Annotated in this window: 23 protein-coding genes and 1 tRNA gene; 14 read left to right on the plus strand and 10 right to left on the minus strand. The window is 66.3% G+C overall.

Annotation, left to right across the window (positions count from 1 at the left end):
• Nucleotides 1-300: 300 nt before the first annotated feature.
• Complete coding sequence (locus LXM94_RS08730; RefSeq protein ID WP_235770803.1) at nucleotides 301-1,548, plus strand: SAM-dependent methyltransferase; 1,248 nt, start codon at nucleotides 301-303, stop codon at nucleotides 1,546-1,548.
• 25 nt (nucleotides 1,549-1,573) lie between these two features.
• On the opposite strand, the gene LXM94_RS08735 is transcribed toward LXM94_RS08730, so the two are convergent.
• Entirely contained in the window at nucleotides 1,574-2,416 is an 843-nt protein-coding gene (locus LXM94_RS08735; protein WP_235770804.1) for an SDR family NAD(P)-dependent oxidoreductase, read from the minus strand.
• 295 nt (nucleotides 2,417-2,711) lie between these two features.
• Between LXM94_RS08735 and LXM94_RS08740 the strand changes: the two genes are divergently transcribed.
• The 7 genes from LXM94_RS08740 to LXM94_RS08770 all read left to right on the plus strand — a co-directional run bounded on the left by LXM94_RS08740 (nucleotide 2,712) and on the right by LXM94_RS08770 (nucleotide 7,485).
• The gene (locus LXM94_RS08740; RefSeq protein ID WP_235770805.1) at nucleotides 2,712-3,752 is read left to right on the plus strand and encodes a cysteine synthase A; all 1,041 of its coding nucleotides are present in this window, start codon (nucleotides 2,712-2,714) and stop codon (nucleotides 3,750-3,752) included.
• A gap of 3 nt (nucleotides 3,753-3,755) precedes the next feature.
• On the plus strand, nucleotides 3,756-4,493 hold the full coding sequence (locus tag LXM94_RS08745) for an alanyl-tRNA editing protein (RefSeq protein ID WP_235770806.1): 738 nt from the start codon (nucleotides 3,756-3,758) through the stop codon (nucleotides 4,491-4,493).
• Between the two features lie 28 nt (nucleotides 4,494-4,521).
• Nucleotides 4,522-5,376, plus strand: a complete 855-nt coding sequence (gene sseA, locus LXM94_RS08750) for a 3-mercaptopyruvate sulfurtransferase (RefSeq protein WP_235770807.1) — start codon at nucleotides 4,522-4,524, stop codon at nucleotides 5,374-5,376.
• Between the two features lie 4 nt (nucleotides 5,377-5,380).
• Nucleotides 5,381-5,947 carry a GNAT family N-acetyltransferase gene (locus LXM94_RS08755; RefSeq protein ID WP_235770808.1) on the plus strand — a complete coding sequence of 189 codons (567 nt, stop codon included), beginning with the start codon at nucleotides 5,381-5,383 and terminating at the stop codon, nucleotides 5,945-5,947.
• A 105-nt stretch (nucleotides 5,948-6,052) separates the two neighbouring features.
• The gene (locus tag LXM94_RS08760; protein WP_408015609.1) at nucleotides 6,053-6,187 is read left to right on the plus strand and encodes a hypothetical protein; all 135 of its coding nucleotides are present in this window, start codon (nucleotides 6,053-6,055) and stop codon (nucleotides 6,185-6,187) included.
• 171 nt (nucleotides 6,188-6,358) lie between these two features.
• On the plus strand, nucleotides 6,359-6,910 hold the full coding sequence (locus LXM94_RS08765) for an OmpA family protein (protein WP_235770809.1): 552 nt from the start codon (nucleotides 6,359-6,361) through the stop codon (nucleotides 6,908-6,910).
• Nucleotides 6,911-7,017: 107 nt separating this feature from the next.
• The gene (locus LXM94_RS08770) at nucleotides 7,018-7,485 is read left to right on the plus strand and encodes a DUF1203 domain-containing protein (RefSeq protein WP_235770810.1); all 468 of its coding nucleotides are present in this window, start codon (nucleotides 7,018-7,020) and stop codon (nucleotides 7,483-7,485) included.
• Between the two features lie 54 nt (nucleotides 7,486-7,539).
• On the opposite strand, the gene ald is transcribed toward LXM94_RS08770, so the two are convergent.
• Nucleotides 7,540-8,658: an alanine dehydrogenase gene (gene ald / locus LXM94_RS08775; RefSeq protein WP_235770811.1), complete on the minus strand. Its 1,119-nt coding sequence runs from the start codon at nucleotides 8,656-8,658 to the stop codon at nucleotides 7,540-7,542.
• A gap of 159 nt (nucleotides 8,659-8,817) precedes the next feature.
• Here ald and LXM94_RS08780 point away from each other — a divergent pair, with 159 nt between their 5' ends.
• A complete protein-coding gene (locus tag LXM94_RS08780) occupies nucleotides 8,818-9,279 on the plus strand; it encodes an Lrp/AsnC family transcriptional regulator (protein WP_235770812.1) in 462 nt (153 codons plus the stop codon).
• A 106-nt stretch (nucleotides 9,280-9,385) separates the two neighbouring features.
• On the opposite strand, the gene LXM94_RS08785 is transcribed toward LXM94_RS08780, so the two are convergent.
• The 3 genes from LXM94_RS08785 to LXM94_RS08795 form a co-directional block, all read right to left on the minus strand.
• Entirely contained in the window at nucleotides 9,386-9,601 is a 216-nt protein-coding gene (locus tag LXM94_RS08785; RefSeq protein WP_268965060.1) for a HepT-like ribonuclease domain-containing protein, read from the minus strand.
• 106 nt (nucleotides 9,602-9,707) lie between these two features.
• Nucleotides 9,708-10,004, minus strand: a complete 297-nt coding sequence (locus tag LXM94_RS08790; protein ID WP_235770813.1) for a nucleotidyltransferase family protein — start codon at nucleotides 10,002-10,004, stop codon at nucleotides 9,708-9,710.
• Nucleotides 10,005-10,139: 135 nt separating this feature from the next.
• A complete protein-coding gene (locus LXM94_RS08795; RefSeq protein ID WP_235770814.1) occupies nucleotides 10,140-11,396 on the minus strand; it encodes a GGDEF domain-containing protein in 1,257 nt (418 codons plus the stop codon).
• 206 nt (nucleotides 11,397-11,602) lie between these two features.
• Here LXM94_RS08795 and LXM94_RS08800 point away from each other — a divergent pair, with 206 nt between their 5' ends.
• Nucleotides 11,603-13,585 (plus strand): bifunctional 2',3'-cyclic-nucleotide 2'-phosphodiesterase/3'-nucleotidase, encoded by a 1,983-nt coding sequence (locus tag LXM94_RS08800; protein WP_235770815.1) that lies wholly within the window; start codon nucleotides 11,603-11,605, stop codon nucleotides 13,583-13,585.
• Nucleotides 13,586-13,603: 18 nt separating this feature from the next.
• Here LXM94_RS08800 and amt read toward each other — a convergent pair whose 3' ends face one another.
• From amt to ilvA, 3 genes are all read right to left on the minus strand, one after another.
• The gene (gene amt / locus LXM94_RS08805) at nucleotides 13,604-16,867 is read right to left on the minus strand and encodes an ammonium transporter (RefSeq protein WP_235770816.1); all 3,264 of its coding nucleotides are present in this window, start codon (nucleotides 16,865-16,867) and stop codon (nucleotides 13,604-13,606) included.
• 170 nt (nucleotides 16,868-17,037) lie between these two features.
• The gene (locus tag LXM94_RS08810; RefSeq protein ID WP_235770817.1) at nucleotides 17,038-17,358 is read right to left on the minus strand and encodes an HlyU family transcriptional regulator; all 321 of its coding nucleotides are present in this window, start codon (nucleotides 17,356-17,358) and stop codon (nucleotides 17,038-17,040) included.
• Between the two features lie 63 nt (nucleotides 17,359-17,421).
• On the minus strand, nucleotides 17,422-18,669 hold the full coding sequence (gene ilvA / locus LXM94_RS08815; protein WP_235770818.1) for a threonine ammonia-lyase: 1,248 nt from the start codon (nucleotides 18,667-18,669) through the stop codon (nucleotides 17,422-17,424).
• Nucleotides 18,670-18,854: 185 nt separating this feature from the next.
• Here ilvA and LXM94_RS08820 point away from each other — a divergent pair, with 185 nt between their 5' ends.
• On the plus strand, nucleotides 18,855-20,240 hold the full coding sequence (locus LXM94_RS08820; protein WP_408015610.1) for a TrkH family potassium uptake protein: 1,386 nt from the start codon (nucleotides 18,855-18,857) through the stop codon (nucleotides 20,238-20,240).
• 121 nt (nucleotides 20,241-20,361) lie between these two features.
• Nucleotides 20,362-20,907, plus strand: coding sequence for a hypothetical protein (locus tag LXM94_RS08825; protein ID WP_408015611.1), 546 nt, complete (start codon nucleotides 20,362-20,364; stop codon nucleotides 20,905-20,907).
• 71 nt (nucleotides 20,908-20,978) lie between these two features.
• Here LXM94_RS08825 and LXM94_RS08830 read toward each other — a convergent pair.
• A tRNA-Leu gene (locus tag LXM94_RS08830) sits at nucleotides 20,979-21,063 on the minus strand.
• 121 nt (nucleotides 21,064-21,184) lie between these two features.
• Nucleotides 21,185-21,784, minus strand: coding sequence for an NAD(P)H:quinone oxidoreductase type IV (gene wrbA / locus LXM94_RS08835; protein ID WP_235770821.1), 600 nt, complete (start codon nucleotides 21,782-21,784; stop codon nucleotides 21,185-21,187).
• Nucleotides 21,785-21,952: 168 nt separating this feature from the next.
• Between wrbA and LXM94_RS08840 the strand changes: the two genes are divergently transcribed.
• Together LXM94_RS08840 and LXM94_RS08845 are read left to right on the plus strand one after the other, a co-directional pair.
• The gene (locus LXM94_RS08840) at nucleotides 21,953-22,708 is read left to right on the plus strand and encodes a competence/damage-inducible protein A (RefSeq protein ID WP_235770822.1); all 756 of its coding nucleotides are present in this window, start codon (nucleotides 21,953-21,955) and stop codon (nucleotides 22,706-22,708) included.
• A gap of 110 nt (nucleotides 22,709-22,818) precedes the next feature.
• Nucleotides 22,819-23,661, plus strand: coding sequence for a universal stress protein (locus LXM94_RS08845; protein WP_235770823.1), 843 nt, complete (start codon nucleotides 22,819-22,821; stop codon nucleotides 23,659-23,661).
• Nucleotides 23,662-23,825: the final 164 nt, after the last annotated feature.

Below are 23,825 nucleotides of genomic sequence, written 5' to 3' on the forward strand. Positions count from 1 at the left end.
GCTCTCCTCGCAAAGGGCCGAAAGTGTAACCCATCTATCCGGAATGAACTGTCACCCATCTCTCGGGAAGGGCACAAAGGGCTGCGCTCATTGCGCGGCCCTTTTTCATTGCCCCTTCCAGGCACATTGCCATCAGCCGATCCGCCCCGGGCACCGCCACGCCTTTGCAATCCGCCGTCCCGCACGACATCCGGCGAACCGCAGCCCGCCATCCTCCGTATATGCCGGCACACAGTCGGCTTGGCGTCGCGACAGAATGACGCTAGCCTTGCCGCAACCGATAGCTGCCGGGGAACGACCATGACCGACATTGCCGCAGCGGCGCCGCAGGGTTTCGAGCCGCTTTCGCCCGAGACAATCGGCCGCCTGGCGAAGGGTGTGCCGCTCAAGATGCAGATGATCCTGCGTGGTCTCCTGCACCTTGACGTCGGCTCGCTGAAGCTGACATTGCCCGACGGACGCCGGCTGCTGGTGGCCGGCAGGCGCCCCGGACCGGACGCGGAGGTCGTGCTGCACAACTGGAACCTGCCGAACCGCGCGCTTTCGGGCGGCACGATCGGCGTTGCCGAGTGTTACATGGACGGCGACTGGGAAAGCCCGGATGCGGGCGCGTTCCTGGAGCTTTTCCTGGTCAATGCCGAGGTCGGCAGCAGGTTCTCCAACGGTGCCAGGGGCATCCTGCTGGTTCTGGGGAAAGTACGCCACTGGATGAACGCCAACACCCGTCACGGTTCGAAGCGCAACATCTCCGCCCACTACGACCTCGGCAACGACTTCTATGCGCAGTGGCTCGACCCCAGCATGACCTATTCCTCCGCCCTCTATGCGCGCGGTGCCAACGATCTGCGCTCGGCGCAGATGGCGAAATACCGGGCGCTCGCGGAGGTGACGGGCATCGGGCCGGGCGACCATGTCCTGGAGATCGGCTGCGGCTGGGGCGGTTTCGCGGAATTCGCCGCCGCCGAGATGGGCTGCCGGGTGACCGGCCTCACCATCAGCAGGGAGCAACTCGCCTTTGCCTCCGAACGCATCCGGAAGGCGGGCCTCGGCGACCGCGTCACGTTCAAGTTCCAGGACTACCGCGACGAGACCGGCCTCTACGACAAGGTGGTCTCCATCGAGATGTTCGAGGCGGTGGGCGAAAAATACTGGCCGACCTACTTCGCCAAGGTGCGCGAATGCCTGCGGCCGGGCGGCCGCGCCGGGCTGCAGATCATCACGATCCTGCAGGAATCCTATCGCGAGTACCGCAACAATCCGGACTTCATCCAGAAATACGTCTTCCCGGGCGGCATGTTGCCGACGCGCGAGCACCTTGCCGCGCTCGGCCGCCAGGTCGGGCTGACGCTCGCCTCGGATGTCGGCTTCGGCCACGACTATGCCCGCACGCTGGCCGAATGGCGGCTGCGCTTCTGGGCGGCCTGGGACCGCATCCTGCCGCTCGGCTTCGACGAGCGCTTCAAGAAGCTCTGGGAATTCTACTTCTTCTACTGCGAGGCGGGGTTCCGCGCGAAGAACATCGACGTGCGCCAGGTCGTCTACGAGTGAGCGGCGCCGGCGCCGGAGAAGCGCGCTAGGCCGCCACTTCCGGCGACGGCGAGACCGGCTTCGCGGCCTTCGGCGGACGCCGGTTCCAGCCCGTCATATAGGCAACGACCGCGAAATAGAGCGCGTAGGGCATCACGCGAAGCAGCTTCAGCAGATAGGTGAAGCGCCGCGGGAATGTGATCTCGAAGCGGCTGCTTGCGAGCCCCGCCTCGATGCGCCGGGCCGCCTCCTCCGGCGCGATCAGCGCCGGCATCTCGAAATCGTTGTGCGCCGTCGCCGGCGTCGCGACGAAACCGGGATTGACGACCTGGATGCGGATGCCGAGCGGGTCGAGGTCGAATTTGAGGCTTTCCGCGAGGTTGATCAGCGCCGCCTTCGTCGCACCATAGGCGGCCCCCGTCGGCAGGCCGCCATAACCCGTGACGGAGGAGACGATGGCGATCTGGCCCTGGCCACCGGCCTTCATGTGCTCGATGGCCGGCAGCAGGCAGTTGACGACGCCGTGAAGGTTGACGGCGAAGGTCTTCTCGAAGTCCTCGCGGTGCAGCGAGGCGCCGTCGACGGGCAGGTAGACGCCGGCATTGAGCACGGCGAGCGCGATGCGTCCGTGTTCGTATTCCAGCACGGCGATCACGCGCTCCATGTCGCGCGGATCGGTGACGTCACCGTCGAGGACGATGATGCGGCCCGCCGATCCCTTGGCGGAAACCTCCGCCTGGAGGGCGAGGAGCCTGTCGAGGTCGCGGGCCGTCACCGCAACGGTAAAGCCCTTGCCGGCCAGCCGTTCGGCGAGCGCCCGGCCGATGCCGGAGCTCGCGCCCGTGACCCAGGCGATGCCGTGTTCGGGTTGCGCAGTGAAATGCGTCATGTCGCCGTCCCTTCATTGTCGTATCGGCCGCTCCGGCGCCTGCATCCCGAAATGACAAATGCATCCGCGCGGACAACGTTCCTTTGAAGAAACCCTAGCCGCGCAATATGGCCTCAATCAGCCCCCCGCGTGACGGCAACCCGCAGTCGTCGAGGCGGCCCCGGCAGCGATGGACGCAGATGGCGAAAAATTGTCGTGGCGAACCGCGCCGGCGGAACAGATTTTCTTGCCAAGCCAGCCTTGCGGGCTGAAAAGACGCTCCCTACTCTTGATGCAACGCACGAGGCTCGGCACCATGGCATTTCTCCCATCCGTTCTGGATGCAATCGGCAACACGCCGCTGATCCGGCTCAAGGGCGCCTCGGAGGCGACCGGCTGCACGATCCTCGGCAAGGCCGAGTTCCTCAATCCGGGACAGTCCGTAAAGGACCGGGCGGCGCTCTCCATCATCCGGGCGGCCGAAAAGAGCGGCGCGCTGCGGCCGGGCGGCGTCATCGTCGAAGGCACGGCCGGCAACACCGGCATCGGCCTCGCCCTCGTCGCGCAGGCGCTCGGCTACCGCACCGTCATCGTCATCCCCGAGACGCAGAGCCAGGAGAAGAAGGACGCGCTGAAACTGCTCGGCGCCGAGCTCGTCGAGGTCCCGGCCGTCCCCTACAGGAACCCGAACAACTACGTAAAACTCTCCGGCCGCCTGGCGGAGGAACTGGCGAAGACCGAGCCGAACGGAGCGGTCTGGGCAAACCAGTTCGACAATGTCGCCAACCGCGACGCCCATGTCGAAACGACCGCGCCGGAAATCTGGCGCGACACCGACGGCAAGGTGGACGGCTTCGTCTGCGCCGTCGGCTCGGGCGGCACGCTCGCCGGCGTCGCGCAGGGGCTGCGCGCGAAAAACCCGGACGTCAAGATCGGCCTCGCCGACCCGGACGGGGCAGCGCTCTACAATTTCTACGCCCATGGCGAACTGACGTCGGCTGGCGGCTCGATCACCGAAGGCATCGGGCAGGGTCGCATCACGGCGAACCTCGAAGGCTTCCGGCCCGACTTCGCCTACCAGATCCCCGACAGCGAGGCGATCCCGCTCGTCTTCGACCTGATCGAGAACGAAGGGATCTGCGTCGGGGGCTCGACCGGCATCAACATCGCCGGTGCGATCCGGCTCGCGAAGGACCTCGGGCCCGGCCATACCATCGTGACGATCCTCTGCGACTATGGTAACCGCTACCAGTCCAAGCTCTTCAATCCGGGCTTCCTTGAGTCGAAGGGCCTGCCCGTTCCGGCATGGCTCAAAGACAAGTCGACGATCAAGGTGCCCTACCAACCCGTCGAATGATCCATGCCTGACGCCACCAAGCCGCTGTTCCGTGACGATTTCTATCTCTCGACCTGCGAAGCGGTGGTGACTGCCGTGCATGCCGACGGCGGCGTCGAGCTCGACCAGACCTGTTTCTATGCGACCTCGGGCGGACAGCCCGGCGACACGGGATTCTTCGAACGCGCCGACGGCAGCCGCATCCCGCTCGCCATGGCGGTGACCGGCGCCACGAAGGAGATCATCGTCCACCGGCCGGAGGAGGGAGCCCCCCTTCCCGCCGTCGGGGAGACGCTCGTCGTCCATATCGACTGGCCGCGCCGCTACAGACTGATGCGCATGCACACGGCCTGCCATCTGCTTTCCGTCGTCTGCCCCTATCCGATCACCGGCGCGGCGGTCGGCGAGGAGGAGAGCCGCGTCGATTTCGACATGACGGAGACGATCAACCGCGACGCGGTGACCGCCGCGCTGATGACGCTCGTCGCCGAAAACCACCCGATCTATGTCCAGTGGATCACCGATGCGGACCTCGCCGCCAATCCGGGCATCGTGAAATCGAAGAACGTGCGCCCGCCGGTGGGGCTCGGCCGCGTCAGCCTCGTCTGCATCGGCGAGAATGCCGCGATCGACAGCCAGCCGTGCGGCGGCACGCATGTTTCCGAGACGCAGGAAGTGGGCGCCATCCACATTTCCAAGATCGAGAAGAAGGGCAAGGAGAACCGGCGTTTCCGCATCCGCTTCGGAACGCCTGCCGCCTGATCGACATACAGCAAGGGAGAAGACCGCCATGACCGCCGGCAAGAGCAGGTTCGTCGTATCCGCAGACTGGGTCGAAAAGCAGCTCGGCGCGCCGGAGTTCCGCGTCGTCGACGCTTCCTGGTACCTGCCGGCGCAAAACCGCAACGGCGCCGCCGAATATGCCGCCGGCCACGTGCCGGGCGCCGTCTTTTTCGACCAGGACGCCGTCGCCGACCATTCCAGCGGCCTGCCGCACACGGTACCCTCCCCTGACCTTTTCTCCGCCGAGGCCGGCAAGCTCGGCATTGCCGAGACCGACACGATCGTCGTCTATGACGGGCCGGGCATCTTCACCGCGCCCCGCGTCTGGTGGCTCTTCCGCACGATGGGCGCGAAGCGCGTCTTCGTGATGGACGGCGGCATCGACGGCTGGAAGCGCGAGGGCCGGCCGCTCGAGACCGACCTGCCGGAACCGGCGCCGGCGGTCTTCCGGACGACGTTCAATCCCCATGCCATCACGTCCTTCGCCGAGATGCGCGGCATCGTGGCGAGCGGCGAACGGCAGATCGCCGATGCCCGCAGCGCGGGGCGCTTTTCCGGCGAGGAACCGGAGCCGCGCGACGGCATGCGCTCCGGCCACATGCCCGGCGCCCGCAACCTGCCGTCCGGCATTTTCTCGGAGGGCGGCAGGCTGAAGGATCTCGCGGGCCTCAGGCAGACGCTGGAAGGCGCCGGCATCGATCTCTCGAAGCCCGTCGTCACGAGTTGCGGCTCCGGCGTGACGGCGGCGATCATCACGCTCGCCCTGCAGTCGCTCGGCCACGAGGACAACACGCTCTATGACGGCTCCTGGTCCGAATGGGGAAGCCGCGACGACACGCCCGTCGTCACGGGACGGGGCTGAAGCGATGGCCGCCTCCAGGAAACCGGCACCGCTCAAGGTTCACATCACCGCGCTCGAGACGCATGCGCCGCCGAAGCAGAGCCTGCCCGTGCCGGTCAACATCCACACGGCCATCATGCGCGTGCCGGCAATCCCCCTTCCCTTCTACCGTTTCCTCTACCGGCAGGTCGGCGCGCGCTGGCACTGGGCGGAACGGCTGCGGCTTGACGACGAGGCGCTCGCGGCGATCCTGCACGACAAGCGCACGACGGTGACCGTGCTCTATGTCGACGGAGCGCCGGCGGGTTTCTTCGAACTCTTCCAGGAGGACGAGGAGACCGTCGAACTCGCGCATTTCGGCCTGTTCGAGCATGCGCTGGGCCTCGGCATCGGCAAATGGTTCATGCTGCAGACGCTCTACGCCGCCTGGACCTCCGATCCGAAGGTCGTCAAGGTCACCACCAACAACCTCGACCACCCGCGCGCCCTGCAGCTCTACCAGATGTTCGGCTTCTCGCCGGTCGGCACCGCCGAGGGCGAAATCCTGCCGCTCTCCGACGCGGAACTTCTCGACCTCGCCCGGCGCGGCTGACCGCGGCAGGGGCAGCGGACCGGCGGGCGCGGCCGGCTGGCAAGCGTTTCGCAGACACGACATCGCCAACCGCAGCGCGACGCCGCGACGCAGCAGAATGCCGCCATGGCGGAGGAGACGACGGCCTCGGCTGAAGTTCTCGCCAACGATACCGGCGATCTGCTCAACCTGATGGGCGGCTTCCGCACATCCGGCGTGCAGGTCGCCAGCCAGGCCCGACCGATGCGCATGGCGGGCTGAGAGGCCCCTCCTTCCCCAGCACCCGACACGATCCGGCACCGCGATTCGAAAGGATCGCGGTGCCGGATCGTTAAGGAACCTGAACGCCGGACAACGGCGCCTTCAGCATCGCTTCAAACGGCGCGTGGCACGGTTCCCCCATCGATGACCCGCACGGTCGAGAGGGATGACATGAACCGCCGAAGCTTCCTTGCCGCGCTCGCCGCCGCCGTCGTTGCGCCGCATTTCGCGCTTGCCGACGACGGCCCGTCCGAAGAGCTGATCCGCCGCCGGCTCGAAGCCGCACCCGCACGCCGCGTGCGCCCCGAGGAACGCGTCACCGTGCGCGAACTGAAGCGCCGGCCGGACCTGCGGCGGGCCGCGCCGTCGATCGACATCCAGGCCATCAACTTCGCCTTCGGCTCCGCGGTCATTCCGCGCGAGGAATACCGCAAGGTCCGCCAGATCGCCCGCGCCATGCAGAAAATCCTTGGCCGCAACCGAAATGCGCGCGTCCTGATCGAGGGCCATACCGACGCGGTCGGCTCCAGCCATTCGAACCTCATCCTGTCGGAACGCCGCGCGGACTCGCTGAAATGGCTGCTGGTGCAGGAATTCGGCCTTCAGGCCTATGCGCTGGAAACCGTCGGCTATGGCGAGCAGGACCTGCTCGTGCCGACGCAGCACGAGGAATGGCGCAACCGGCGGGTGACGCTGCGCCGCATCGACGAATTCGTCCGCTGACCGTGCCACCGGAACCGTCCGCCGCATCGCCGGAAGGCGCAAGAATCGGGTGTCGCGGCCAGTCGCGCTAAGGCACAGTCTCCTCCCGACACCAAGGAGACCCTGCGATGCCGATCCGCTTCCTGCCCATGCCCACAGACGTCGCGCACCACTATCAGGCCGGCGGCAGCGACGCCTACGGCCTGGCGCCCGAGCGCCGCATCTCCGACGGCGACGGCGTGCCGTGCCGCCATTGCCTGCGCGAAGTCGCAGCCGGCGAACCCTATCTCACCCTCGCCCACCGGCCTTTCCCGGCACTGCAGCCCTATGCGGAAACCGGGCCGATCTTCCTCCATGCCGAAGCCTGCGACGCCCATCCCGCCTCCGCCGAACTGCCGCCGATGCTGACCAGCCGGGACTATATCGTCCGCGGCTATTCGGCGGACGACCGCATCGTCTACGGCACGGGCGCGGTCGTTCCGACCGGCGAGATCCCCGAACGCGCGGCGGCGCTGCTGGCGCGGCCGGACGTCGCCTATCTCCACATCCGCTCGGCCCGCAACAACTGCTACCAGTGCCGCGTCGAGCGTGCATGAAACAAAAACGGCCCGGATCGCTCCGGGCCAGTCGCACTGTCGATCGTGCCGCTGTCAGGCGACGGCGAGCGCCTTTTCCGGCGCATGCATCTCGTAGCCGAGCGCCTCGGCGACCGGCGCGTTGGTGACGCGGCCCCGGTGCACGTTGAGCCCGGCACGCAGGTGCCGGTCCTCGGCGATCACCTTCAGGCCCTTGTCGGCGAGCTGAAGACCGTAGTGCAGCGTCGCATTGTTCAGCGCGTGGGCCGAGGTGACGGGAACCGCGCCCGGCATGTTGGCGACGCAATAGTGCACGACGCCGTCGACCTCGTAGGTCGGCTCGGAATGGGTCGTCGCGTGCGACGTCTCGAAGCAGCCGCCCTGGTCGATCGCCACGTCGACGATGACGGCGCCCCTCTTCATGCCCGACAGCATTTCGCGGGTGACGAGTTTCGGTGCGGCGGCGCCCGGGATCAACACGGCACCGATGACGAGATCGGCGGAGAAGACCTCGTCCTCCAGTGCGTCGATGGTCGAATAGCGGGTGTGGATACGGCCGCCGAAGAGGTCGTCGAGCTGGCGCAGCCGCGGAATGGAGCGGTCGAGGATCGAGACGTCGGCGCCGAGGCCGGCGGCCATCTTTGCGGCATGCAGGCCGACGACGCCGCCGCCGAGGATCGCGACCTTGGCCGGCAGCACGCCCGGCACGCCGCCGAGCAGGATGCCGCGACCGCCATTCGCCTTCTGGAGCGCCGTGGCGCCCGCCTGGATCGAAAGCCGCCCCGCCACCTCCGACATCGGCGCCAGCAGCGGCAGGCCGCCGCGCTCGTCGGTCACCGTCTCGTAGGCGACCGCCGTCACGCCGGAGGCCAGGAGGCCCCGGGTCTGCTCGGGATCGGGGGCAAGATGCAGGTAGGTATAGAGGATCTGGCCGTCGCGGAGTTCGGTCCACTCGGAGGGTTGCGGCTCCTTGACCTTGACGACCATGTCGGCCTTCTCGAAGATTTCCTTCGCCGTGCCGACGATCCGGGCTCCGGCGGCGCGATAGGCGTCGTCGTCGGCGCCGATGCCGGCACCGGCCTTCGTCTCGACGATCACGTCGTGTCCGTGCGCCACGTATTCGCGTACCGCACCGGGCGTCAGGCCGACACGATATTCATGGTTCTTGATTTCCTTCGGGCAGCCGACACGCATCTCGCGTTCCTCTCATGTTCGTTGTTGCCGCCTGCCGTGCAGGACGGGATCGCCTATTGCAGCAAAAAAGCCGACGAATGTCCTTGCAAAGCCACGACCGGCGACGCATGATTTTCGGAGAAAATTGCGCAAAATTATAAATGATCGAAGAAAACACCAATGGCCGAGCTTGACACAATCGATGCTGCAATGCTTCGCGTCCTGCAGCAGCACGGCCGCATCTCGAATGCCGAACTTGCCGAGCGCGTCGGCCTGTCGCCGTCCGCCTGCTCGCGCCGGCTCGACATCCTCGAGAAATCCGGGGTGATCAGCGGCTACCATGCCCGGCTGTCGCACAAGGCGCTCGACTACAAGATGATGGTGATCGTACACATCTCGCTGTCGGGCCAGTTCGCCAAGACGCTCACCGAGTTCGAGGCGGCGGTGAAACTGTGCCCCAACGTGCTGGTCTGCTACCTGATGTCCGGCGAATACGACTATATCCTGCGCGTCGCGGCGAAGGACCTCGAGGACTACGAGCGCATCCACCGCGACTGGCTCTCCGCCCTGCCCCATGTGGTGAAGATCAATTCAAGCTTCGCGCTCCGCGAGATCATCGACCGGCCGAATGTCGGGGTGTGAGGCCGCCCGGCAACCTGGAACAGTCGCCGAGACGTCGCGCTCGGCTGCCCAGGGATGCCGACGGTGGCCTACCGACCCCGATCATCGTCACCGACCGAAGCGCGGATCATTTCGATCGCCGACCTGAGAGGCCCGATATTGTCGACGACAACCGCCAGATCACGTCGTCGGCAATCCGGTGATACTCGTGCCTCAGGACGTTGCCGATCCCCCTGATCTTCTTCCACGGGATGTCAGGAGCCAGAAGCAGCAGGTCGTCGGGAATATGGCGACAGGCCTCCGAAACGGTCTCAAGAGCCCCCTGAATTGCAAGGCGAAGCAGCCAATCGCGCTCGAACTCCCCGAACGTCTTTCCAGCCGTGGCCCCTCAATGCCTTTGACGGTCTCCAGAATCTCGGTCAGGACAGGGACGATGCGGCGTTGCGTCATCAGAAAACACGAAGTGCCGTACGCTCGATGTCGCCCCGAAGCAGTGGATTAAGGCTGCTCCTGGTCGTCACGTCCACGTCCGTTGCAAGCGCCTCCTCCAGGAACTGCTTGATTCCGACAAGATCGAGCAGAGAAAACCGGCCAGCGGGATCGTAGTCGACAAAGACATCAAGGTCGCTCGTTTCGTCCGCTTCGTCGCGGGCCGTCGAGCCGAACAGGTAAAGCGCCGTCGCACCCATGCCCTTCACGGCATCGGCATGCTGCCTCAATCTCGCAATCGCTTCCGTCTTCCTCATCGGTACTATCTATAGCACGAAACCTGCGTCATCGACAGGCGGACCTCGATCGACCGCCCGCGCAGGGGCCTATCCGTTCCCAAATTTTCCCTTGCAGGGCGTATCCGGGACATCCGGGCGGCGCAGCTCGTGAGGTTACTCCGCCCCCACCACCCGGTTCCGGCCGTCCTTTTTTGCCCGGTAGAGCCGCTCGTCGGCGGCAGACAGCAGCGCGTTCAGGGTATTGCCGTCGACGGTGCTGGTGGCAACGCCGATGCTGACGGTCACGCAGGTGGCGTCGGGCCGGGTGATGGCGTTTTCGACGGAGATGCGGATCTGTTCGGCGCGCTGCAGCGCCGCCTCGTGCGAAAGCCCGTCGCTCAGGATGACGAATTCCTCGCCGCCGAAGCGGTAGACCCGGTCGCCCGCCCGCAGGCTGTCCCTCAGAATGCCGGCAGTCCTCTTCAGCACCTCGTCACCGACAAGGTGGCCGAACAGGTCGTTGACGGCCTTGAAATGGTCGGCATCGATGATCATCAGGCTTGCAGCCGTCCCGGCGACCGCCGAGCCCTGCAACAGCTTGGGGCCTTCGAATTCGAGACGGCTGCGATCGTAGACGCCGGTCAGCGCATCGCGCCCGGAGCGATCGAGCAGGTCCTCGTAGCGCTCGCGGAAGGTTAGGTCGTTGAAGACATCGCCGAGCGGCCGCGACGACACCGGGATCGCGGAAATCCGCGCGAAACGCAGATAGAACGCAGTCAGCAGGGAATAGATCAGCGCCGCCAGCATCTTGGCCAGCCAGCCGCCCCAGAAGACCGCAATCGGCGCGCCGTTCAGATGGTGAAGCGCCGCGTAGAAGCCGATCTGGTCGAAGGTGAGCACGGCGGCGCTCGCCACGAGAAAGCGCGGCAATACGCTTGTGCGGAACACCCTGCCCAGGCGCTCGTAGAGCAGGATGATCGCGAGCGCGTCGAGATAGAGCAGCGTCGTGCCCCACAGCATCAGCCAGCCCATCTCGTCGATGAAGGCAAGGTCGGCTATGCGGCCGGGCACGACGCCGATCGTTTCGTGGCTGCGCAGGATGAGGCTGAGTCCGACCGTCAGGAAGTTGCCGGCGAGCAGGCCGTAGATCGGCGCGCGCACGATGGCCGCGTCCTCCTTGACATACAGGAGCAGGATCATCACCAGCTTGCCCGAAAACAGCACCGAGGAACCCGGTGAAATGACGCCGAACGGCAGTTCCACATAGAACACGGCGGCGAGATAGGTCTCGAGGAAATGCATGACGCCGAGCGCCGCGATGAAGACGCCGATGCCGATCCGGTGTCTCAGATGCAGCAGGCCGACCATGAAGGCGAAGTAGAAGATCGCTTCGACGAGGAGGAGGATGAGGTTCTGCATTCCGATGGCCATTGCGGACGCCCTACGCGCTAGACACTGTGCCAGAGAGGTTAACGGAGCCGCTCATGTCGTCCCGCCGATTCGGGCACCTGCCAATAATCACCTCTTTTGCCCGTTGAGAGATAGCCGCATTATGGCCTTGTCCCGCATTGCGCCACGGCAGGCGGGCGACGACGTCCGGCACAAGTGCGCCGGGCCATAGCGAACGAGGACGATCCATGACCGACCACGACCGGCTCTCTCCCATGACCCGACGCGCCCTTCTCGGCGGCGCCGCCGCCTCTGGCATCGTCATGATGCACCCTTTCGCCCTTCGCGCCGCCACCAACCAGGCGCATCTGCGCATCCTGGAAACGACGGACCTCCACGTGCACGTCTTTCCCTACGACTATTACGGTGACAAGCCGAACGACACGATGGGCCTCGCCCGCACCGCCTCGATCATCGACGCGGTCCGCGCGGAAGCGGCCAATTCCATCCTCGTCGACAATGGCGACTTCCTGCAGGGCAACCCGATGGGCGACTACATCGCCTATGAGCGCGGCATGAAGGACGGCGACATGCATCCCGTCATCGCCGCCATGAACGTGCTCGGCTACGACTGCGGCACGCTCGGCAATCACGAGTTCAACTACGGGCTCGACTTCCTCTTCAAGGTTCTCGCCGGCGCCAGCTTCCCGGTCGTCTGCGCCAATCTGACGAAGGGCGCGCTCGCGGCGGATGCGCGCCGGGACGACCTGTTCCTCAAGCCCTACATCCTCATCGATAGGATGGTGCAGGACGGCAGCGGCGCCGCGCACCCGATCCGCATCGGCCTGATCGGCCTGGTGCCGCCGCAGATCATGTCCTGGGACGCCAAGCACCTTCAGGGCAAGGCGATGGCCCGCGACATGGTGAAGGCGGCGGAAGCCTTCGTGCCGCAGATGCGCGAGGACGGCGCCGACATCGTCGTGGCGCTTTCCCATTCCGGCATCGGCCAGCAGGCCTATGCGGAAAACCTCGAAAACGCCTCCGTACCGCTTGCCGCGATCGACGGCATCGACGCGATCGTCACCGGCCACAGCCATCTGGATTTTCCGGGCCCGAAATTCGACGGCTTCGCCGGCATCGACAACGCAAAGGGTCTGATCTCCGGCAAGCCGGGCGTGATGGGCGGTTTCTGGGGGTCCCATCTCGGTCTCATCGACCTGCTGCTCGAACGGGACGGCAACACGTGGCGCGTCGTCGGCTCGACCTCCGAGGCCCGCTCGATCTTCCACCGCGACGACAGCAAGAAGGTGGTGGCCGACTATGGCGACAAGGCCGAGGTCATCGCGGCCGCCAAGGCCGAGCACGAAGCGACGCTCGCCTATATTCGCACGCCGGTCGGCCGGACGACGGCGCCGCTGCATTCCTATTTCGCGCTCGTCGCAGACGACCCGTCGGTGCAGATCGTGAGCCAGGCGCAGACCTGGTACATCAAGGACATGCTGAAGGACACCGAGTGGAAGGATCTGCCGGTTCTGTCCGCGGCCGCCCCCTTCAAATCCGGCGGCCGGGGCGGTGCCGGCTACTATACCGACGTGCCGGCCGGCGACATCGCGATCAAGAACGTCGCCGACCTCTATCTCTATCCGAACACCGTACAGGCGGTCGCGATCACCGGCGCCGAGGTCGCAGAATGGCTCGAAATGTCCGCCGGCATCTTCAACCGCATCGAGCCGGGCTCGAAGGATACGGACCTGATCAACCCGGACTTCCCGGCCTACAATTTCGACGTGATCGACGGCGTCACCTATCGCATCGACCTTTCGCAGCCTGCCCGCTACGACAAGGACGGCAAGCTCGTGCAACCGGAAGCCCACCGGATTCAGGACCTTCACTTCGGCGGGAAAGCGATTGATCCGGAAGCGAAATTCGTCGTTGCCACGAACAACTACCGGGCCGGCGGCGGCGGCAGCTTTCCGAACATCGATTCCACCAGGGTGATCTTTGTCGCGCCGGATACCAACCGGGACGTCATCGTGCGCTACATCGTTTCCGAAGGCACCATAAACCCCTCGGCCGACGCCAACTGGTCCTTCGCGGCGCTCCCGGGAACCACTGCCCTCTTCGACAGCGGTCCGAAGGGACGCGACTATGCCGCCTCCGTGCCGGGCGTCCGCATCGAGCCGGCCGGCGACGGCGCGGAAGGATTCGCGCGGTTCCGCCTGCTGCTCTGAGCGCGGGCGGCCGTCGTTTCAGGCCGATTGGCGCAGCGGATCGGGATCCGCTGCCGCGGGGCGAAGCCGGCGGGACATGTCGGCCAGCCGCCGCGGCGCCGAAACCGAATCTGCCTTGGCCTGCACCAGAAGCCCGGCGAGTTCCGGATCGATGGCGGAAGCAACCGCACTAACCGGCATGGGCTTGCCCAGCAGGTAGCCCTGCAACTCGTCACAACCGGCTTCGACCAGGCTTATCGCGGCCTCGACCGTCTCGATGCCCTCGGCGACCACGGTCATGCCGAGACCCGTGCCGAGATCGATGATGCTGCGGATGATGGCCGGCGCATTCTCGTTCGAGCCGAGACCGGTCACGAAGCTCCGGTCGATCTTGATCGTGTCGAACGGGAAGCGGCTCAGGTAGCTCAGCGACGAATAGCCTGTACCGAAATCGTCGAGCGCGATCGACACGCCGAGCTTCTTCAGCTCCTTCAGGATCGCAAGCGCCCGCCGGTCGTCGTCGATCAGCATGCCTTCGGTGATCTCGAGCTCCAGCCGGCGCGGGTCGATGCCGGTGGATTGCAGCACGGTGCGCACGACCTGGAGGAACGTCGTCTGGCGGAACTGGATGGGGCTCACGTTGACGCTGAGCTGCGTGTGCTGCGGCAGCCCCGCCGCCAGCCGGCAGGCCTCGCGCAAAACCCACTCGCCGATCGGAATGATCTTGCCGGATGCCTCCGCGACCGGGATGAAGTCGGCCGGGCCGATGAGGCCACGCTCCGGGTGGTTCCAGCGCACCAGCGCCTCGTAGCCGGAGATCTCGGCCGTCGATACCTCGACGCGCGGCTGCAGGTAGAGTTCGAACTCCGCGCGCGCGATCGCCTCCTGGAGATCCGCCTCAAGCTCGCGCCGCTTCTCGAGGATCTCGTTCATGCCGGGGCGGAAGATGCTGTGCGTGTGGCGGCCGGCATTCTTCGAATGATAGAGCGCGATGTCGGCGCGGGCGACCAGCGCGTCGGCGGTTTCCGCATGGGCCGGGTAGAGCGCGCAGCCGACGCTGGCGCCGCAATTGACGAGCTCGCCGTCGCCGATGTCGATCGGCCGCGCCATGTCCGCGACGATGCGGATGGCAATGTCCTCCACCTGCGCCTCGAACGCTATGCCTTGCACGACGATCGCGAACTCGTCGCCGCCGAGCCTGGCGACGGTATCGCCGGGACGCGCGAAACCGGCAAGCCGCACGGCCGTTTCACGGATGACGGCGTCGCCGGCCGGATGGCCGTGAATGTCGTTGATGTCCTTGAAACGGTCGAGATCGACGAGAAGGACCGCGAGCCCCGCGCCGACGGCCGCGGCCCGCTCGACGGCCGCCTCCAGCCGCTCGCCGAACAGCGACCGGTTGGCGAGACCGGTCAGGCCGTCGTGCTGCGCCAGGTGCAGGATCTTCTGCTCGGCCTTCTTGCGGTCGCGCAGGTCGACGATGCAGCTGATATGCACCTCCTCGCCACGCAGCATGATCTTGCGGCCGCGGGCCTCGACCGGAATGCGGGTCCGGCGGACGTCGAAGAGTTCCAGTTCACGCGTGAGGCTTTCGGACTCCTGCTGGCCCTCGAGCACGAGCCCCTGATATTCCGCGGGCACGAATTCGAGGATGTGCCGGCCGAGCAGCGTCTCGAGCGGCGCGCCGTACAGCGCCGCGAGCTGGGCGTTGCCGTCGATGATGACGCCGCCGCGGTGCATGAGGATCGCTTCGAACGTGGCGTTGGCGATCGCCGAGACGCGCTCCGATTCGGCCGCGTCGCGCAGCAGTTCCGCCTGTTCCTCCCGCGCCGCCTCCTCCGCCTGGATATTGTCCATCAGCGCGTTGAAGAGGCGCGTCAGCTTCTCCGCCTCGTCGCCCATGTCGATCGGCAGGCGCATGTTGAGGTCGGCATTGCCGCGCACGAGGAGACCGAGCGCATCCTCGACATGGCCGACGCCCATGCGCGTGGCGTGTTCGGCCTCGTTGAGCCCGATCTCCTCCGCCGCCGCCGTCACGCGGACCGGCGCGCAGCGGTCGAGCAGCCAGAAGAAGGCATAGCCGGCGCAGAAGGCCCAGTAGAAGTTCAGCGCCGATCCCAGCGCCTGGATATGAAGCTGCTCCAGCCGGCTGCCGAGCGGCAGGTTCTCCAAAGGCGCGAGCAGCGCAAGCCCGATGGTGCCGACGACGCCGGCGCCGCCGTGCACGCCGATCGCACCGACCGCGTCGTCGATCTTCAGTCGCTCCTCGAGCAGGCGATTGACCTCGATCGCCGCGATGCTGCCGAGCGCGCCGATGACCATCGCGCCGAGCGGTTCGAGGACCTGGCAGCCGGCGGTGACGGCGACCAGCCCGCCGAGCATGCCGCAATTCGCCTTTTCCGGCAGGTAGACCCGGTCCTGGTACCAGCCGAGCGCGTAGCCGACCGTGGCCCCGACGCCGCCGGCAAGCACGGTGTTCATGATGATGGTGGCGACATCCGGCCGCGCCTGCGTCGTGGAACCGCCGTTGAAGCCGATCCAGCCGATAAACAGCAGCAGCGCGCCGGTCGTCGCAAGGACCGGGCTGTGGCCCGACATGCGCACGGGTCGGCCATTGGCGTCGAAGCGGCCGATGCGCGGCCCGATCACCATGCAGGCGGCAAGCGACACCCAGGCGCCGGTTCCGTGCACGACGGTGGAGCCCGCGAAATCGACGAAGCCGAGATTGCCGAGGAAGGATCCGGCGCTCGCGCCGAGCGCCGAGCCCCAGGCCCAGTGCACGAAGACCGGATAGATGATCGCCGACAGGAAGATCGAGCCCCAGACATAGGCCGACAGCCGCATGCGCTCGGCGACCGCGCCGGAGACGATCGTCGCCGCCGTGCCGCAGAACATCACCTGGAAGACGAAAAAGCCCTGCTCCCAGGTGGAAAGATCGCGCAGCATGAAGAAGTTGCCCGACAGGCCGATCGGCAGGACGCTCGCCGTGCCGAAGGCGACCATGAAGCCGACCGCCGCGAAGGCCACGACACCGAACACGAAGTCGAGCATGTTCTTCTGCGCGACGTTGATCGAGTTCTTCGACCGCACCATGCCGGCTTCGAGCAGCAGGAAGCCCACCTGCATCAGCATGACGAGGCCGGCGGCGACCATCATCCAGACGAGGTCCAGATTGAGCTTGACGTCCGCAAGCGTCAGTTCGGCAGCGGCGGCCGGCGCGGAAAGCGCCCCTGCCGCAACGACAAACCCCGCCAGTGCGGGGCGGAGAAACCGTCCGGTAGCGCGACCGAGATGCAGTACCACGTCATCAACCCATCTTCACGATGAAGACGACGTTAACGGCGACACCTTAAGTTTAGGTTTCGAGCGAGCGTCTGTTTTTAGGGCTAACTCCCTCAGACAAAAGAGAGAATCGACAAAACAGCCCAAACTTTAAGCAGGACCGCCCAAAGCTTCGGCAGATTCCCGATATCTTAGACCGTGCGCGACTGGGTGCCGTCCGCAAACAGCGAAGCGCCATGCTGGTCGACGATCTGCCGTCCCTTGCGGAAGGTGGCGGCCACGGTATCGTCCCGGCTCGCGAAAAGGTCGGCGCGGATGAAGCTGCGCACGAAGGTCCGGTCGCCGTCGCGCCGTTCGATCCGGCCTGCAAGACGGAACTGGCCGCCTTCCTTCATCGGCGTCGCGACGATGAAGAGGTCGTTGTAGACCTCCGTCTCGGCGGATATGGGCGTTGCCGGAGCGGCGGGGGCAGCGGGCTTGCCGCCGAAGAATCTGGAAAAGAACGATGCCATGGCGCCTTCGTAGCACAGCCGCGCCGGACCGCAAAGGCCGGCATCCGGCCGGACACAACCGCGTCAGATGATCAGGCTCGCCAGGATGTCGTTCTCGGTGATGTCCTGGTAGCGCAGACCGGCGCCGTCGAAGGCCACCTTGAGCGCCGCGAAATTCTCCGGCGCCTTCGTCTCGATGCCGATCAGGATCGAACCGAAGTTGCGGGCGGATTTCTTCAGATATTCGAAGCGGGCGATGTCGTCGTCGGGACCGAGCAGGTTCAGGAAATCGCGCAGCGCGCCCGGGCGCTGCGCGAGGCGCAGGATGAAGTACTTCTTCAACCCGGCATGCCGCATGGCCCGCTCCTTGACGTCCGGCAGGCGCTCGAAGTCGAAATTGCCGCCGGAGACGACGGCGACGACCGTCCTGCCCTCCAGCGCCGGCCGGCCGAGCGCCTCCAGCGCGGTCAGCGAGAGCGCGCCGGCCGGCTCGAGCACGACGCCCTCGACATTCAGCATCTCGGCGATCGTCACGCAGATGGCGTTTTCCGCAAGCAGCATCACCTGGTCCGGGCGGAACCGGCGGAGCGCCGCGAAATTGAGGTCGCCGATGCGCCCGACCGCCGCGCCGTCGACGAAATTGTCGACCTGGTCGAGCGTCACGACCGCGCCTGCCTCGAGGCTGCGTCGCAGGCTCGGCGCGCCCTCCGGTTCGCAGAACAGGAAGGCGTCCGGCGCAAGCCGGTTGCCGAAATAGCCGGTGACCCCCGCCGAGAGCCCGCCGCCGCCGACCGGCAGCACGACGAGGTCCGGTAGGCCCGCGTCGTCGAGCTGCCAGAGAATCTCGGCAGCGACCGTCGCCTGCCCCTCGATGATGTCGGCATGGTCGAAGGGCGGCACCATGATGGCGCCGGTCGCCGCGGCATGGGCCTGCGCCGCCGCGTAGCACTGGTCGAAGAAATCGCCGACAAGGCGGATCGTCACGAAATCGCCGCCGAAGATGCGCGTCTTGTCGATCTTCTGCTGCGGCGTGGTGACCGGCATGAAGACGACGCCCGGCACGCCGAAATGGCGGCAGACGAAGGCAAAGCCCTGGGCGTGGTTGCCGGCCGAGGCGCAGACGAAGCTGCGGCCTGCCTCGCCGCCGGCGAGCACCTTGCGGAAGAAGTTGAAGGCACCGCGGATCTTGTAGGAGCGAACGGGCGAAAGATCCTCCCGCTTCAGATAGATGCGCGCCCCGTAGCGCGCGCTCAGATGCTCGTTCAACTGCAGGGGCGTCGGCGGAAAGAGGCCGCGCATCGCTTCTGCGGCGGCATCCACATGCTGCTTCATGGACCTGGTACCGTTCTTGAGTTTGCGTGCGCCAACCGCTATGGCATATCGCGACGGCAGGCACCACCCGCCATGCACCGTGGCTCACGCGATATGACAGACAGGACGGCCAGAGCTTGAACGCCACGATCTATCGGTCCGCCATCCACATTTCGGCGATCTGCGGGGTCTACCTCTCCTTCGCCATGCTCGTGCCGGCCTTCGTCGACGTCTATTACGACCATCCGGGCTGGCGCATCTTCGTGCTGTCCGCCTGCCTCGTCGGCGGTTTCTCCACGGTTCTGGCCGCCGCGACGCGTGCCGGCCCGCCGCCCTTCAACAAGAAGATGGGTTTCCTGCTCGTCAATCTGCTGTGGCTGGTCTTCTCGCTTGCCGGGGCGGTGCCCTTCATGATGTCGTCGCTCGACATGGATTTCGCCAAGGCGCTGTTCGAATCCGTCTCGGCGATCACCACCACCGGCTCGACCGTGATTGCCGGCCTCGACCACACCCAGCCCGGCATCCTGATGTGGCGCTCGCTGCTGCACTGGCTGGGCGGCATCGGCATCGTGGCGCTCGGGCTCTTCGTCATGCCCTATCTGCGCGTCGGCGGCGTCTCGTTCTTCAAGATGGAATCCTCCGACACCAACGACAAGCCGTTCGCCCGCATCGCGAGCTTCACGCGCGCCTTCATCCTCGTCTACGTGCTCATCACCGCCGCCTGCACCATGACCTACGATTTCCTGGGCATGAGCCATTTCGACGCGGTGAACCACGCGATGGCCACAGTGGCGACCGGCGGGTTCTCGACCCACGACGCCTCCTTCGGCCATTTCAACAGCCTGCCGCTGCTGTGGGCCGGCACCGTCTTCATGACGCTCTGCAGCCTGCCCTTCTCGATCCTCATCGTCTTCATGGTGCGCGGCCGGCTGGACGCGCTGCGCGACCCGCAGATCTTCGTCTTCCTCGGCTATCTCACCGTCTTTTCCATCGCGGCGGCCGTCTACCAGCGCCTGACGAACGACGTCGAGTTTCATCAGGCGATCACCCATTCCTTCTTCAACATCGCCTCCATCCTTTCGACGACCGGCTTCGCCAGCCAGGACTACACGCTGTGGGGGCCGTTCGTGGTCTCGCTCGCCTTCTTCGCCACGTTCATGGGCGGCTGCTCCGGCTCGACGGCCGGCGGCATCAAGGCCTACCGCTTCATCATCATCTTCAATTCGATCCGCTCCGGCCTCTACAAGCTCATCTATCCGAACGGCATCCACACCGTGCGCTACGGCCGCGCCACCGTCGACCCGGACACGCAGCGCACCGTCTTCCTGTTCTTCTGCACCTATCTGATGTTGTGGGTGCTCGGCAGCCTGGCGCTCGGCGCGATGGGCTACGACATGGTGACCGCCATCTCGTCGGCGATCACCGCCCTGTCGAATGTCGGCCCGGGCCTCGGCCCGATCGTCGGCCCGGCCGGCAACTTCGCCACCATCTCCGATCCGGCGCTCTATTTGCTCACTCTTCTCATGCTGCTCGGCCGTCTCGAGGTGCTGACCGTGCTCGTCATCCTCATGCCGATCTTCTGGCGGAGCTGACGGTCCCGGCCACGCTGCCGAGACCGCTTGACGCGGCCCGTCCCTGCCCGCATCCTCAAGTCACTAGCTCGGGAGGGCCATCCGCTTGAAGTCCTATCGTTTTCCGGGGTGCCTTGCAGCTCTGCTGTCGCTGGCCTTGGCCGGTCCGTCTCTTGCCGGCCCGCTTGCGGACGCCGCGGCGCGGGCCGAACAGCTCGCGACATCGGGCGATCCGGTCGGCGCCCACAATGCCATCCGCGACGCCTACGGCGCCTTTGCGGCCACCCTTCCCTTCACCATCGGCAAGGTCGCCTTCGTCACCGCGCCGCCCGAAGGCTACGGCATGTACGACGCGCGGCCGACGACGAGCTTCAAGGCCGGCGAGGCGCTGATCAGCTATGTCGAGCCCGTCGGCCTGACCTGGCGCCCGTCCGAGGACGGCAAGGTCCAGTCGGAATTCACCGTGGACCTCGAGCTGCTCGCCGCAAAGGGCGACGTGCTCGCCGAACAGAAGGCCTTCGGCTCCTTCACCTTCAAGGGCTACGTGCGCAACCAGGAGGTCTTCGCCAAGCTCACGCTCAACATCGAGGGCCCGCCGCCCGGCGACTACGTCCTGCGCTACCGCTTCCGCGACAATGCGAGCGGCGCCGTCGCCCAGACCGAGCAGCCGTTCACGATCGTGCCGTAGGGGTTGCCTGCCGGCAATCCGCCTTGACGACACGCCGGACGCCGGCGCGACGCCGAAAATCGCGGAAGGCATGGTGCGGACGACGGGGGTCGAACCCGTACGGATCGCTCCGAGGGATTTTAAGTCCCTTGCGTCTACCAGTTTCGCCACGTCCGCCTGTCGTCGTGGGTAGCCGAGGGGCGGGTCCGGATCAAGGGGCGGAGATCATTTGTGCGGTGAAACGCAAAGGGCGCCGGCCTGACGCCGGCGCCCCGTTCCGCTGGCTGCGGACGGCGGATCAGGCGGCGAGCTTCGCCGCGATCTTCGCGACATGCGCGCCCTGGTACTTCGCCGCGTCGAGCTCGATGGCGGAAGGCTGGCGGGAACCGTCGCCGTCGGTGATCGTGGAGGCACCGTAGGGCGAGCCGCCCTTGATCTCGTCGACGCCCATCTGGCCCTGGAAGGCATAGGGAAGGCCGACGACGACCATGCCCTGGTGCATGAGCGTCGGGATGAAGCCGAGGATCGTCGATTCCTGGCCGCCGTGCTGGGTGGCGGACGAGGTGAAGACCGAGCCGACCTTGCCGACGAGCTTGCCCTGGAACCACAGGCCGCCCGTCTGGTCCCAGAAGTTGCGCATCTGCGAGGCGACCGTACCGAAGCGCGTGCCGGCGCCGACGATGATCGCGTCATAGTCGGGAAGTTCGTCGACGGTCGCGATCGGCGCGGCCTGGTCGAGCTTGAAATGCGAGGCCTTGGCGACGTCTTCCGGAACGAGCTCGGCAACGCGTTTCACGGTCACCTCTGCGCCCGCCGACTTCGCGCCCTCGGCGACGGCATTCGCCATCGTCTCGATATGTCCGTAAGCCGAATAGTAGAGCACCAGAACCTTTGCCATCTTGCTTCTCCTGTGGCTGAAACCGCCGTTTCCGCTTGATCGCGGACCGCCGTGAGATGTAGCACTTCACCATGACGGGATCAGCGGGCTCTGCCGCAACAGACTGTTCGCTCACCGTTGACAATGACAGTTTCGCGGTGAACGATCCCGCACCTCCGGAGAAATGCCATGACCGACGCGCCCGTCGTGACCGCTGCCATGCTCGCCATCGGCGACGAGCTGCTCTCCGGCCGCACCAAGGACCGCAACATCGGCCACCTTGCCGACATGCTGTTCCTCGCGGGCATCGATCTCAAGGAGGTCCGCATCGTCGGCGACGAGGAGGAGCACATCGTCGAGGCACTCAACGCGCTGCGGTCGCGCTACGGCCTCGTCTTTACCTCGGGCGGCATCGGCCCCACCCACGACGACATCACAGCGGACGCCGTCGCCAAGGCGTTCGGCGTGCCCTGCAGCCACGATCCGCTCGCCATGACGCTGATGGCGGAGATGTACGCGCGGCGCGGCATGGAGTTCAACGAGGCGCGCCAGCGCATGGCGCGCATGCCGGAAGGCGCCCGCCATATCCCCAACAGGGTCTCGACCGCGCCGGGCTTCGTCATCGGCAACGTGCATGTGATGGCCGGCGTGCCGCAGGTCTTCGTCGCCATGCTCGAGGCGCTGATGCCGGACCTGCCTGCCGGCCGGCCGATGCTGTCGCGCTCGGTCGTCTCGCCGTTCGGCGAGGGCGACATCGGCACGGCGCTGACGGCGATCCAGAAGGCGCATCCCGAAACGAGCATCGGCTCCTATCCCCGCTTCGACGGCAACCGCTTCTCGACCGAAATCGTGATCCGCAGCCGCGAATCAACTCCCGCGGAGGCGGCGGAAAGGGATATAATGGCGATGATCGCCGACATTGCCGGCACAAAGGCTGCGGGTTGACCGGGATCAAGGCAGCGGGTCTCCCGGCCGCGGCATGATCGGTCAGGCTCCGAAGCCCATCCGTCGCGGACGCGGCGGAATCCGGAGACCGGATGCGACAGGAGGTTGCCATGCCGTTGAAGACCATCGTAGCCGTGCTCTCGACCGCCGCCGACGCAGAAAAGGTGACGGCCCATGCCATTGCACTCGCCGGCCGCTACGGGGCGCATCTGATCGGCATCCATGCCGAGACCCCCATCGTCGTGACGATCGCCGCACCGATGGAGTTTCCCGATCCGAACGCGATCCTGGAAATGCAGAACCAGGCGCGTGCCGAATCGACGGCGATCGAGGCGGTGTTCCGCGATCGCGCGGCGCGCGACGGCCTCTCGCATGAATGGCGCCTGTTCACGGGAAGCGCCGGCTATGCGGGCGCTGCCGTGACCGACAGTGCGCGCACCGCCGACCTTGTCGTCTCCGCGCAGCTCGCGCCGGACTACGACGGTCCGCACCGGGCCGATATCGAGGATCTGATCTACGAGAGCGGCCGGCCGATCTACATGCTCTCCAACGCGACGGCCGGCCCCGAGGCGCCGCGCCGGGCGTTGCTTGCCTGGAACGGCTCGCGGGAGGCCGCCCGCGCCGCCTTTGACGCGCTGCCGCTGCTTCAGGAAGCCGGCAAGGTGGAAATCCTGACCGTCGACGCGGAAGACAGCCTCATGCAGACGGCGGGCTTCAACGGCACCGAAATCGCCGCCGCCCTCGCCCGGCACGGCGTCGCCGTCGACGTGACGACGCTGGCATCGGCCGGCCGGCCGGTGGCGGAGGTGATCAACCGGCGGGCGAGCGAGATCGACGCCAACCTGATCGTCATGGGTGCCTTCAGCCATTCCTGGCTGCGCCAGCGGCTGTTCGGCGGCGTGACCAGCGCGATGATGCGGCAGCTCCGCGTGCCGGCGCTGATGGCGCGCTGACGACCGTCCGGAACGCTTCGCTGTGGATCACCGCCCGCCCGGCGCGGGCGGCCATTTCCCTGCCGCCCCGATCGGTCTAGACAGAAGCCTCCAGCAGCAAAGTCAGCCGGCGCGCAGGAGCTTGTCATGTCGCTTCCCGATAAGGCCTTTCCCGTTTCCTGGGA

This window comes from Rhizobium alarense (assembly GCF_021555155.1).
In the GTDB taxonomy this organism is placed as follows: domain Bacteria; phylum Pseudomonadota; class Alphaproteobacteria; order Rhizobiales; family Rhizobiaceae; genus Rhizobium_D; species Rhizobium_D alarense.